Source organism: Hyphomicrobium sulfonivorans (assembly GCF_013306565.1).
Taxonomy (GTDB): domain Bacteria; phylum Pseudomonadota; class Alphaproteobacteria; order Rhizobiales; family Hyphomicrobiaceae; genus Hyphomicrobium_A; species Hyphomicrobium_A sulfonivorans.
This window is the reverse complement of the sequence record NZ_PZPO01000001.1, coordinates 105,832-117,645: the sequence shown is the minus strand read 5'-3', so window position 1 is coordinate 117,645 and position 11,814 is coordinate 105,832. Positions and strand designations below refer to the sequence as shown.

The window sequence follows — 11,814 nt, the reverse complement described above, 5'->3', positions numbered from 1 at the left end:
ACAGGTGAGGCATGCTTCGACTGATTTTTGCGGCGCTTATTTTAGCACTGTCGCAGCCAGCATTGGCTGATGCTTTTGCTGACTATCGAGCTATCCAGATTGCCTTAGCATCGGCTAACGTTACCGATGAAACAGTGGCGACGGCGCGCAAGCTTTTTCCAGACCAAATTGTTTTTGCTGAGAAATTAGAATCTGCCGCGCGTTCAGAGAGCGATTACTTCATCGCGAAGCGGCAAACGGCGCAGGCTGCATATCGTGATTTCATTTTGTTGCCAGCAAATAAAGACGTGTTGCATGGCTTTATCGCCCACCAGCTTGCATATTTAGAAAGACATTCACTGGCGGGGCACCCGCGGCCGGGAATGTCTCTGGCGTGGGCATGGGCAACTTTAAGTGAAGCGGCTGTGATCGGTTATGAAGCGACCGGCGAGCAACGGTTCATCGATCAGGCGCTTCGGATATTCCGAGTTTCTTACGGAAACACCGACGATGTGCGGAGCATAACGGAAGATTTTAATCGGGTAAATGTGCGCGGATGGAGTTTTGACCACTATGGAAAAACGGGTCGCGAGCACACTTTTGCCGGTCGTATAATCGCGCCAATGTTGCGATTGGCCATCGCTGCTAAGGGGAAAAATGTTCCCGATGAGATGGCGCGAGAAATTCAGCGGCATGCGGCCGATGGCGTCGAGATGTTGCAGTCACATCTTCAGTTTCAAATCGTGGATGGAGACAAGCGCTACTTCAAATATATTTTCACGGGTGAGCAGGACGCATTCAATCATATTGCCTCCTATACTCTGGCGGCCAGTTATGCGTATGAGCTGACCGGAAATAAAGAGTTTCGTGATATCTGTGATGGTTTTTTGAACTACCTCTTTAGTCATGTCGAGGTCGGCGAGAACGGTGCCTATGCTTGGGATTATCAGATCAACGATAATCCGAAAAAGCGACATCGTTCCGAGCTTTGGAAAGAAGCAATCACAATTTCTGCAATCGCGTATATGAATGAGCGTGGAATAGAGGTTGCTCGTCAGCATAAAAAAGGACTTGTTCGCGGCTTCACGACATATATCGCGCGAACCAATCGTACTGTTCACGTCAAAATGGGCGCTGAGCCTTCTCCGCTTACGGCTTTCAACTTGATGAAGACCGATTACATCCACGTCCAGTTGTTCATGAATTACATGCCGCTTGATCAGTGGGCTCCGGAGGTCAGGGAAATCATACTTGATACGGTCGCATCGCGGTCGGATTTGTTCCCGGAAGGCCTGCTCTCAGGTTTCTTTTCGGCACCCGCGTATGCCCATATGTTGCGATATGAGGCAGGGGCAACGGTCTCAAATACGGTGCAAAAGATATTGGATGTTTCAGGCGACGTTTGGGGCAGCATCAAAGCTATCGGCAGGTGAACACCGCTTGGAGTGCAATTGCGGGCAGCTAATCCCTATAACAGCGCAAAGCGAAGCACGAAGAGCACAGAGAGCACCAACACAGCCGCTGGCAGTTCGCGCCAGCGGCCCGCCAGCAGCTTCATGCCCGCATAGGCGATGAAGCCAAACGCCAGTCCGTCTGCTATGGAAAATGTCAGCGGCATCGAGATGATGGTGATTGCTGCCGGCACCGCTTCGGTAACGTCGTCGAAGTCGATATCGCGCGCCGCCGAAGCCATCAGGCAGCCGACCAATACCAGCGCGGGGGCGGTAGCAAATACCGGGATGGAACCCGCCAGCGGCGCTATAAACAGGGTGAGCAGAAACAGCACCGCGACTGTGATTGCGGTGAGCCCTGTGCGCCCGCCCGCATTCACGCCTGCTGCGCTTTCGATGTAGCTGGTAGTGGTGGATGTGCCGAGCGCGGCTCCAGCCATCACCGAGGTGGAATCGGCGGTCAACGCCCGTTCAAGGTTGGGAATGCTGCCGTCGGGCCGGGTCATGCCTGCGGCCCGCGTGATGCCCAGCAGCGTGCCGGTGTTGTCGAACAGCACGACGAAAAACAGCGTGAGAATGACGCTCGCCATTGCGATGTCGAACAGCGCGCCGAGGTCCATCTGCAGGAATACCGGTGCGATGGCAGGCGGCATGGCTACGATGCCGGAAAATTCTGCCATCCCCAGTATCAGGGCCGCCGCGTAGGCCGCGAGAATGCCGATGAGAATGGCGCCGTGCATGCGTCGCGCCGTCAGTGCCGCCATCAGGATGAAGGCAGCGGCCGCGATGCCAACGGCAGGTGTTTTGACGTCTCCGAGTTTCACAAATGTTGCGGCGTCGGGCGCAATAAGGCCCGCGTTCTGCAGCCCGATGAAGGCAAGAAAGAAGCCGATGCCGGTGGCGATTGCCAGCTTCAGTGATGGCGAGATGCTGTCGATGATCCATTGCCGCAGCGGTGTTACGCTGACGACGAAAAACAGCGCGCCGGAGGCGAATACGGCGGCCAGTGCGCTCTGCCATGGCAGTCCCATGCCCTGCACGAGCGTGTAGGTGAAATAGGCATTGAGCCCCATGCCGGGCGCAATAGCGATCGGGTAATTGGCGAGCAGGCCCATGGCCGCGGAGCCAAACGCGGCTGCAAGACACGTCGCGACAAACACAGCGCCTTTGTCCATCCCGGCGTCGGCCAGCACGGATGGATTGACGAAGGCGATATAGACCATCGTCAGGTAGGTCGTGAGGCCCGCCAGAAGCTCGGTGCGAATGCTGGTACCGTTCTCTGCGAGCTTGAACATCGCTTGTTCCACTGCCGGTTGTTGTCAACGCATTCTAGCAGTCGAATGCATGCTCCGCGTGCGCAGATGGATACAAAAAAGCGGATGGTCGCTGCAACCATCCGCTCTGTCGATGTCGCGATTTTAAGATCGCAGATCAGTTCTGGCTCGGTGTCGGACCGGTGAAGAAATCGCGCGGCATGCCCGGCTGCTGAGCCTGGGCCTGCGCCTGAAGCTGCGCCTTTGCCTGCGCGCTGGCTTTCGCCTGCGCCGCAGCGCGCTTCTGCTTGGTTATGGCCGCGGTCGCGCGGCGGCGGGCATCGTCAATGGCCTTCTGTTCCTCAGGGTCAGGCTTGCGCTTTACGCAATAGTGCGTGGTGGTTCGCAGCGATGCCTTCTTTCGCAGGTCGTCGGCCACCTGCGTGCAGATTTCCATGGAAGGGAATTTCTGGGTGATTGTCCGTTTCGGCCCAGCGTTCAGCGACATGACGATAAACAGCGTCGCAGCATCCATTGTTCGTTCCCTCGTATGGCGAGAATACCAGCTGCAGGCGGGCCCAGCTCCAATTGGTGTGGGACGCGGCAGCTAACGGTGCGATTGGTTGGGCAGAACATAGTCGCCAACCGGGGGGGTGACCCTGCGTCTTTCCAGCGCCCGCGTCAGCACAGCGCGCCTTGACGGCACCCGCTGTGAACAAGCTGTGGACAACTTTAATGTGGTCATTCCTGCCGGCCGATCACGCTGCGGAGCCCCGGAAACGCCGCGTCGATTGCGCGGTAAGCGGGTGCTGTTCTTCAAGCCAGCGCGAGTCGAGTGCCGCTTCATCCTGGCTGAGTATGCCGGCGCATTCCACGCGGTTGCGGCCGGCCTGCTTGGCAGCATAAAGCGCTCCGTCGGCGCGGTGAAAAAGTGCGCTGAGATCGTAGTCGGTGCCGATATGTGATGCCACGCCGATGCTGACGGTGCTGCCCACGGGGATGCCGCCGATGAAAGCGCCGGAGTTCGCAAACGCTACGCGCACGCGTTCAGCCTCGGCCTGTGCGACCTCAATCGGGGTGTTCGGCAGGATGGCGGCGAATTCCTCACCGCCGAGCCGTCCCACGATGGTGTCTTCATCGAGGGTGCTGACGAGCGTCCGGGCAAAGTACTGCAGAACGTTGTCGCCCACGCGGTGACCGTAGTTGTCGTTGATGCGCTTGAAGTGGTCGAGATCGAGGATCATCACCGACGTGGCGGTCGCGGTCTTTTTGCGACGCACCGCCTGCCGCAGCCGGTTGGCGGCTTCAAACAGCGCGCGGCGATTGGGCAGCCCGGTCAAAGCATCTGTGCGCGCGAATGTATGCTGGCGCCGTTCCTGCTGTTCCTGGGCGATGAACAGGATAACGAAAGCTAGCGCGATGCGGGTCAGCATTGCCAGCAGAAGCGCCGCCGGAAACCACGCGCTGGTCTCGCCGCCGCCCGTTGCAAGAATAGGCAGCGACACCGTCAGCGGCAGCCATATGAGGTAGCTCGCCGCCGTGAAGCACAGCAGCAGCATGGCCACCCAGCGGCTGCTGGAAGGATCCTGGCCGGGGCGGGCAAATTCCGATGCGGTCAGCAGAAGCAGGGCCGCGATGGTGGCGGACGTCAGGATGAGCCGCTGATCGAACGAGATGACGAACAGCGCGGCTATCATGACATATGCAACCGGCCATGCGGCCACCAGCAGCGCGTTGAATGTGCGTCCGTTGAATTCGCGGACAGCCATCCACATGATTGCGGTGCCCATGATGATCAACGCCTGGGCGAACGCGACGAGGGCAGGCAGCTTCATCGCCGCGCCGCAAGCAGCCATGCCGAGGCCAATTCCCAGCACCAGCTGCGACAGGCCCCACCATCCGATGAGCGCGCTGTTGCGATCGTGCCACCAGATGGCGAGCAAGATCGCACCGATCATGAACGTCGCCGCGCACGACACGATTGAGATGGTCTGCAAGTCGAGCTGCATGGGTTCCCTGCAAATGACCCGTCATGGGCCTTGAGGGATATTGTCAGTGGACGCCATTGATGGCGTATCTAGAAATTCGATGAAATTGGAAGCATCAATAATTAAGGCAGAGGTTGCTCTCAATCAGCCGGCTCAGAAATTCAGGAAACGCCTGTGTTTGTTGCGTTTTTTTGCATCTGTCTAGCTGGGGCCGCGCGTAGAATGCGGCAGGCAAAGTGCCGTCAGAGTGAACAGAAAGGCGTCGTCGGCGCGCGTTGAGGCGTCTCCATTCAGCTCGCATTCATGCGCGGTTCATCGGCCATTCATGCGGTGTTCATCCGCCATTCATCGGCGCGGCAAAGCACCGCACGGCGTGCCTCCGTTGCGGAAAAATTCCAGCGGCGAATTTCCGCAGATCGGAGCGCTCGAACTTCAGCTGAGGAGAGTCCGCATCTGTCTTCTCAGCAGCGGAGCCAGAATATCCGGGGCTGTCAAAACCTGGCATGCTGAGGCCCGTATGCACTTGTTTTCGGTGGCTAAGTTTTCCAAAGTTGCCCTGTTAAGATTCGTTTGGAATTGCGCTGCAACTTGGCACGTGGGTGATATTTGGTGCTGCTACCGGCACCTGTTTGGGGCGGTTTAGGCCAACCTGTTGATCATCCGGCATAATTTGCGCGCGTTTCCGCCCCGGAAGTTGAGCAAGACACAGGCCGCGCATTGCCATGTGCCCGAAAGATAGCCGCCGGGCTGATGTTGAGTGCCGCTGTGGTGCTCGCGCAACCCGAAGCGGCAATGGCCCTGGAGCTGTTCGGCGTCTCCATTCTCGGAGACGACGCCGCGCCGTCCGGTGCATTCCCCTATGCGGTTTCGCTGCAGGTTGAAGGCCAGGCTGGCCAGGACGAGGCGCTGGCAAAGGCGCTGACGCCTGCCTCCATTCTGATCGAACAGTCCAAGCAGGGCGCGTCGGACGCGCTCGCTTTGGTGGCGCGGGCCCGCACCGATGTGGAGCGCATCGTCGCCGCGCTGTATGCCGAAGCCCGCTACGGCGGCGATGTGCAGATCACCATAGGCGGAGTTCCGCTGGCAGCCATCAAACCGGAAGAGCTGGAGCAACGCGCGGAAGGCGCGCCGCCGGTTGAGGTGGCGATCAACATTCGCCCCGGTCCGGTGTTCCTGTTTGGTAGCGTGCGGATCGAACACAATCCGCCGACCGAAGCAGCGCCAGCGCTCGATCCGCAGAGCTTCGGTCTGGTTCAGGGTGAGCCCGCCAAGTCGGCGCTCATCGTCGCTGCTTCCGACCGGATCGTCGAGGCATGGCGCTCAAGCGGTTATCCCTTCGCGCAGATCACCGACAAGGACATCGAGGCCGACCACGCGCGTCATGTGGTTGATGTTCGGCTGATGGTCGCGCCGGGCGATCCGGCGGTTTACGGCTGGGTCAATGTAACGGGTTCGGTCGATCTGGATTCCCGCCGCATCGCCGAGCAAACCGCGATCCGCCCCGGCGAGCGTTTCAGCCCGCGCCAGTTGAAGCAGAGCCGCGAGCGGTTGCGCAAATTCGAAAGCATCGAATCGGTGCGCGTGATCGAGGGCGATCAGGTTGATGATACCGGCGGCATCCCGATCACCGTCGAAGTCATCGAGCGTAAGGCGCGCTTTTTCGGCGCTACCGTTTCCGCTTCCACCGTCGACGGCGCCGAGGTGCAGGCCTATTGGGGCCATCGCAACCTCTTTGGCGAAGGCGAGAAGCTGCGCGTCGATGCCACCGTTTCGCAAATCGGCGCCGATGGCTTCGAGCGGCTGCAGTTTGATGTTGGCGCCACTTTCTCCAAACCCGGTGTGCTGGATATCGACACCGATTTCTTCAGTGAGATCCGGCTCGTGCGCGAGCGGCCTGAAAGCTATGAAAGCCTTTCCGGCAATGTGCGTTTCGGCCTCGCGCATCGCTTCGACAGCGTGCTTTCGGGATCGATGGCTTTTGCAGCGACGCAATCGCGGATCGAAGACGCTTTCGGCACCACCAATTACACGCTGCTGAGCCTGCCCGGCGATCTGCTTTATGACAGCCGCAACGATCGTTTCGATCCGAGCAGCGGCATCAATGCCATCTTCCGGTTTGCTCCCGTGGTTGAGCTTGCTTCGGGTGCTACATTCGGCGCCAGTGAGCTCTCGTTCGCCAGCTATCGTTCGCTCGATACGGAAGGGCGCGCCATCCTCGCCGGCCGCTTCGTCATCGGCAGCGATTTCGGTGCATCGCTTGCCGATGTTCCGGCAACATACCGCTTCTTCGCCGGTGGCGGCGGATCGGTGCGCGGCTACGAATATCGCAGTCTCGGCCCGACATTCAACGGGCAGGTGGTTGGTGGTCTGTCGATGGTCGGCGGTTCAGCGGAATTGCGCTGGCGCATCATGGACTCGCTGGGGCTGGTGCCGTTCGTTGACGTTGCGGTGGTCTCGCCGGACAGTTTCCCCACATTCAACGAGCCCGTTTATGTCGGTGCAGGCATAGGCCTGCGATACTACACATCCTTCGGGCCGCTGCGGCTCGATTTTGCCATACCGACAACGCATACCGAAGGACAGCCGAAGTTCGGCGTCTATGTCGGTCTGGGTCAGTCGTTCTGATGCCGCTGAAAGGCAAATATCTCGCTCGCGGGGCCCTTGCTGTTGCTGTCGTCGCACTCGCGGTGATGGCGCTGTCGTCGCTCGCCCTGATGACGACGGCGGGGCAGGCGATAGCGCTGCGCCTTGCGTCGTATTTTGCTTCCGGCGATGGCCGCACGGTAGCAATCGGGCAGCTGCAGGGCTCACTGTTTTCCGAAGGACGGATTGCGGAAGTTGTTGTCGGCGACAGCAACGGCGATTGGCTGTTCGTGCGCGATATCCGGTTTTCGTGGTCGCCGATGCGCCTTCTCGCCGGCGAGCTTGATATCGCCTATATCACCGTCGCGCATGTAGATGTGTTGCGTGCACCGGAAGCGCAGCCGGCCGACACGACGGCCGCACCGCCTGCTTCCGATGGCAGCGGCAGCCTGCCGCTTGTCGCCATCGCCGCGCGCCGGCTCGAAATTTCCAAGGTGTCGCTGGCTGAACCGTTGCTCGGGTTGGCGGCGGAGCTTTCCATCGCTGCCCGCGCTGAATTGAAGGACCGCAGCAACGCGCTTTCCCTCGCGCTTGAGATCCAGCGTCTGGATGGTCCGGGCGGCAGCCTGACGCTCAGCGGCGATTACAACGCAGCCAGCAGTGCGTTGCGGGTGCAGGCAACGGCGTCCGAGCCTGCAAACGGTCTGATCGCCACCGCGCTCGATCTGCCGGAAAAGCCCGCGCTCGATTTCAAGCTCAATGGTGACGGCCCGATCGACGCCTGGCGTGCGCAGTGGTCGATGGCGGCGGCGCAGCAGCCGTTTCTGGCGGGTGGAGCGCGCGTTGATCGCAGCGGAGCAGGGCACAGCTTCGCGCTCCAGTCCGAGGGATACCTGCAGCAGCTTGTGCCCGGTACGCTGGCTGGTGTGTTAGCTGGCAAGACAACGCTGAGCGCGGCGGGCACGGTGAGTGGCGAGCACGTGATCGGCCTGCAAAAGCTTGCGATCGCCAGTGACGTGCTGCGCGTTTCCGCGACCGGCGGCGTCGATCCTGCCGCTCCATACTTTTATGGCGACGTCATCGCGCAACTTGCGCCGTCGGCATCCGAAGCGGACGCGTCGGCAGCTGACGACAACGACGCCGGCGCGCCTTCGCAAGATGCATCAACGCAGCACGAGAAGGGCGTTCCGATCAAGCTTGGCACCGGCGAAGTCATCACGCTCGGCGCGGTTGATCTGCGTGTCTCGATCCCGGACCGCAAGGCTGCGCGACAGATTGATATGCTGTTTGATGCCCGTTCGATTGCAGGTCCGTTCGGCAGCGTCGCGAGCGTTGCCCTTTCCGCTTCAGGACAGCAGGCCGCACCGACTGGCGCCAGCGCGTTCGATGTAACTGCGGGCAAGTTGCAGGTTGTTGCCGATGGACTCGCGCCGAGCGATCCCGCTTTGGCCAAGGCGCTGGGCCCGAAAGTTGAGCTGACGGCAGCTAACGTAGAACACCGTCAGGGCACATTCGCGGTCAACGGCGCGCGTATGATCGCTGCCGCAGTCTCCGCAACTGCCGATATTACCGGCACGCTGGAGACGATCGCGGCCAAGGCAAAAATCCAGCTCGCCGATTTGGGTCATCTGTCTGGATATGTCGGCGGCAGCGCATCCGGCCGCGCGGCTTTCAACGTCACCGCAAATGTATCGCGTTCCGATGGAGCAGTGAGCGCTTCTCTCGCTGGAAATGCCGCCGATGTCTCACTCGGCACGTCTGCACTGGACGGCCTGCTCGGTGGCGCAACGCAACTGGAAGCCAAAATTGCCGCCGATGCCAACGGCAGGCTGACGCTGCAAACGCTGGCGGTCGCGGGGCAAAATCTTGCCGTCAACGCCAGTGGCGATGGTCTTGATCAGCTTGGCGCCGACGCTGCCACGCCATCGAGCCGCCGCGGTCTGTTCAACCGCAACGGGCTCAAGCTCAACGCAGAAGCGCGCATCAAGGATCTGGCCCGCGTCAGTCCGGAGCTGGCCGGTGCGCTGCGCGTCACTGCCAACCTTGGCGGCAGCGCCAGCGATCTGACAACGGACGTAAACGTCAGCGCTGAAAACCTGCGGCTGCGCGGCAAGCCTGTGCGCGGTGCCGCGATTGCGTTTGCGGGCAGCGGTCCCCTCACGGCGCATGCGGGCGATTTGAAAATCAGCGGCGATCTCGATGGTACAGCGATTGCCGGTGCAGGTCGTGTTGGTCAGAACGCGGCAGGCGATGTGTTCGCGGATAAGCTGCTGCTGTCGCTCGGAACGCTGCGCGTAGCGGCGGATGTGCGCGTGCCGCAGGCGGGGCGCGCTACTGGCCAGATCGATCTGGATGCGCCACAGCTGGGCGTGTTGTCGTCGCTCGTTGGCCAGCGGCTGTCGGGTTCGGCAAGCGCGCAGGTTGTCATGTCGGCGTCGGGCGAACCTGCGATTTCCATCCGCGCCAATGCCCCTGCCGTCAATGCAGGCACCACCAAACTCAGCAAGCTCAACGCCAACATCGATGTGCTGGATTACATCGACGCGTTGCGCTTTTCCGGTGTCGCAACGGTGGCTGCGATTGATGCTGGCGGCACACGCATCAGCGGCCTGCGCTTCGAAGCCAAGGACAGCGCGGGCGCATCGTCGTTCCGCGTCGGTGCTGCAATCGATGGCGATGGCCGTCTCGATGTCGCGGGCAAGCTCGCGCAGGATGGCGAAGCAAGCATCCTGACGCTGTCGGAGCTGAAGGCCAGATTGTCCGGCATCGCCACCGCGCTTGATGGTCCGGCAAAGATTGTTGCCCGCAACGGCGATGTAAATATCGAACGCCTGATCCTGAAAGCTGACAGTGGGCGGATTGAGGTTTCCGGGCGGGTCAGCGGCGAAACGCTGGACATCAAGGCCGATGTGAAGCGCCTGCCCGCCAGCTTGGCGAATGCGTTCGACGATACCTTGGGCCTTGAAGGCGTCATCGACGGCAGTGCTGTCGTGCGCGGCGCTGCCAGCATGCCGAACGCCGATGCGAAATTCAAATGGACGGGGGCTGCCGCCGCCGCAACGCGAGCGCAGTTTCTGCCGCCGCTGGGCGTTGATCTCACCGCAACGATGAAAGAAGGCACCGCGCGGGCCGATGTTGAGGCTAGCGGTGCACAGGGCCTCAAGCTGAAGGCGACGGGCGAATACAACATCAAGGCCGAGCGGATCAATCGCGCCCACCTTGATGGCGTTGTTCCGCTGGCGCTCGGCAACGCGGCATTGGCGGATCGCGACACGCGTCTAAGCGGCACCCTGCGCATCAAGGCCGATGCGTCCGGCCCCGCCAAAGCGCCGGAGGTTGCTGGCCAAGCGGTTCTGGATGGCGTGCAGGTGAACGACCCGGCCAGCGGATTGAAGCTTGTAAATGTGCAGGGCCGCGCCAACTTCACCCGCACCGGGCTGACGATCGATCGCATCACGGCCAATGGCGACAAGGGCGGCACGCTGGCGCTTTCAGGCCGCGTGATGATGATCGAGAACGCCGATCCGGCCATCAATGTGAAGCTCGATATTGACGGTCTGAAGTTTGATGATCGCCAGATGATGTCGGGCGAAGTTGACGGCAGGCTGAACGTCGACGGCACGCTGGCGGCATTGCAGGCTGGCGGTCTGGTCGAGATCAAGCGTCTCGACATCATCGTGCCAAGCCAGATGCCGCATTCGGTTTCGTCTCTGGATCTGAAGCATGTGAACGCGCAGCCGGATTCCTATGCCGGGCGCCTGAAGCCCAAAGTTGCTGAGCGCAACAGCTCGCCCATGGCCATCCGCATCGATCTGGGTGTTGAAGCCGCGAACCGCATATTCGTGCGCGGCCGCGGACTTGATGTGCAACTTGGCGGATCTCTGCGCATCACGGGCACCGCCGACCGGCCAGCCGCCAAGGGCGGGTTTTCGACCGAGCGCGGAACGCTCGATATTCTCGGTCGCCAGCTTGCGTTCAAGCACGGGCGTCTGATCTTCACCGGCGATCTTGAGCCAAGCCTCGACATGGAGGCAGTTGCCGAGGCCGACGGCGCGACGATCTCCGTGTTCGTCAGCGGTCCCGCTTCCGCGCCGAAGTTCCGCTTCTCTTCCAGTCCGGCGTTGCCGGAGGATGAAGTCGTTGCGCGTTTGCTGTTCAACAAGTCGCTGGCGAAACTGTCGCCGATGCAGCTTGCCAGCCTTGCGGGCGAAATCGACAAGATCGGCGGCCTTTCCAGCGGGCCGAGCACCTTCGATCAGGTCAAGGGTGCGCTGGGTGTCGATGTGCTGGATGTCACCACGGGCGCCAACAATTCGCCGGAGGTTTCGGCCGGCAAATATGTCGATGAGAACACCTACGTGGGCGTCCGCCAGGGCAGCAGCGCCAGTTCCAGCCGCGTGATAATCGATCACGATCTGACGAAAAACCTGAAAGCCCGGGGCGAACTGGGCGCCGACGGGAACAGCAAGATCGGTGTCGGCGTCGAGTGGGATTACTGACGCGGGCCGCCCGCCACGTCGCTCAGCCGACTTCCCAAAACCCGTAAGAATGTCGGAAAAT

At 60.9% G+C, this 11,814-nt stretch carries 6 protein-coding genes; 3 read left to right on the top strand and 3 right to left on the bottom strand.

Going from position 1 to position 11,814, the window contains the following annotated elements; all coding sequences use genetic code 11:
• The first annotated feature begins 11 nt into the window (after nt 1-11).
• Nucleotides 12-1,412, top strand: a complete 1,401-nt coding sequence (locus C6Y62_RS00530; protein WP_173952372.1) for a hypothetical protein — start codon at nt 12-14, stop codon at nt 1,410-1,412.
• A 35-nt stretch (nt 1,413-1,447) separates the two neighbouring features.
• Here C6Y62_RS00530 and C6Y62_RS00525 read toward each other — a convergent pair whose 3' ends face one another.
• From C6Y62_RS00525 to C6Y62_RS00515, 3 genes are all read right to left on the bottom strand, one after another.
• Nucleotides 1,448-2,737 (bottom strand): solute carrier family 23 protein, encoded by a 1,290-nt coding sequence (locus tag C6Y62_RS00525; protein ID WP_173952371.1) that lies wholly within the window; start codon nt 2,735-2,737, stop codon nt 1,448-1,450.
• Between the two features lie 124 nt (nt 2,738-2,861).
• Nucleotides 2,862-3,218 carry a hypothetical protein gene (locus C6Y62_RS00520; RefSeq protein ID WP_173952370.1) on the bottom strand — a complete coding sequence of 119 codons (357 nt, stop codon included), beginning with the start codon at nt 3,216-3,218 and terminating at the stop codon, nt 2,862-2,864.
• 223 nt (nt 3,219-3,441) lie between these two features.
• Nucleotides 3,442-4,692 carry a GGDEF domain-containing protein gene (locus C6Y62_RS00515; protein WP_173952369.1) on the bottom strand — a complete coding sequence of 417 codons (1,251 nt, stop codon included), beginning with the start codon at nt 4,690-4,692 and terminating at the stop codon, nt 3,442-3,444.
• 729 nt (nt 4,693-5,421) lie between these two features.
• Between C6Y62_RS00515 and C6Y62_RS00510 the strand changes: the two genes are divergently transcribed.
• Both C6Y62_RS00510 and C6Y62_RS00505 read left to right on the top strand, forming a co-directional pair.
• Nucleotides 5,422-7,296, top strand: a complete 1,875-nt coding sequence (locus C6Y62_RS00510; protein WP_173952368.1) for an autotransporter assembly complex protein TamA — start codon at nt 5,422-5,424, stop codon at nt 7,294-7,296.
• Entirely contained in the window at nt 7,296-11,753 is a 4,458-nt protein-coding gene (locus tag C6Y62_RS00505; RefSeq protein WP_173952367.1) for a translocation/assembly module TamB domain-containing protein, read from the top strand. The genes C6Y62_RS00510 and C6Y62_RS00505 overlap by 1 nt, the downstream gene beginning before the upstream one ends.
• The last annotated feature ends 61 nt before the right edge of the window (nt 11,754-11,814 follow it).

What these genes read in the sequence shown, in the direction of transcription:
- C6Y62_RS00530 (WP_173952372.1), top strand. Translation starts at nt 12, where the DNA reads ATGCTTCGACTGATTTTTGCGGCGCTTATTTTAGCACTGTCGCAGCCA.
- C6Y62_RS00520 (WP_173952370.1), bottom strand. Translation starts at nt 3,218, where the DNA reads ATGGATGCTGCGACGCTGTTTATCGTCATGTCGCTGAACGCTGGGCCG.
- C6Y62_RS00515 (WP_173952369.1), bottom strand. Translation starts at nt 4,692, where the DNA reads ATGCAGCTCGACTTGCAGACCATCTCAATCGTGTCGTGCGCGGCGACG.
- C6Y62_RS00510 (WP_173952368.1), top strand. Translation starts at nt 5,422, where the DNA reads ATGTTGAGTGCCGCTGTGGTGCTCGCGCAACCCGAAGCGGCAATGGCC.
- C6Y62_RS00505 (WP_173952367.1), top strand. Translation starts at nt 7,296, where the DNA reads ATGCCGCTGAAAGGCAAATATCTCGCTCGCGGGGCCCTTGCTGTTGCT.